Genomic DNA, 635 nt, shown 5'->3' on the forward strand with positions numbered 1-635 from the left:
CTCCAATCACCGGGATGCCATGAGCTTCGATCTCGTCATCAAGAACGCCAATGTGGTCACGGCTTCCGATACATTCCGAAGCGACATCGGGATCAGCGGCGGCAAAATAGTCGCATTGGCTTGCAACCTTAACGACGGGCGCGAAATCATTGACGCCGATGGGCTACTCGCCCTTCCTGGCGGCATCGACAGCCATGTGCATCTTGAACAGCCTGGCCCGCCTGAAATCGTCATGGCCGACAGCTTCGAGAGCGGCACACTCGCCGCCGCTTTCGGCGGCAACACGACAGTGATGCCTTTCTGTCTCCAGCAGAAGGGCATGGGCCTGCGGCAGTCGCTCGTTGACTATCATGCCGCCGCAGAAGGCATGTGCCATACCGACGTCAGCTTCCACCTGATCATCTCCGACCCTACCCCAAGCGTTCTGGGGCAGGAACTGCCGGCGCTGGTCGAGGCCGGGTACACCTCACTCAAGGTGTTCATGACCTATGACGATCTGGTCCTGAATGACCGGCAGATGCTCGAGGTCATGGCCGCGGCCAAGGAAACCGGCGCGTTGGTGATGGTGCATGCCGAGGGGTACGACACAATCCGCTTCCTGGCCGAGCGGCTCGAACGAGCAGGCAAGACTGCAC

Annotated in this window: 1 protein-coding gene; it reads left to right on the forward strand. The window is 60.3% G+C overall.

Features of this window, described 5'->3' with window-relative positions; genetic code table 11:
* Positions 1-19: 19 nt before the first annotated feature.
* The coding region (locus tag EN993_RS36535; protein ID WP_164758095.1) for an amidohydrolase family protein at positions 20-635 on the forward strand (616 nt) is incomplete at its 3' end.

It is taken from the genome of Mesorhizobium sp. M7D.F.Ca.US.004.01.2.1 (assembly GCF_003997785.1).
In the GTDB taxonomy this organism is placed as follows: domain Bacteria; phylum Pseudomonadota; class Alphaproteobacteria; order Rhizobiales; family Rhizobiaceae; genus Mesorhizobium; species Mesorhizobium loti.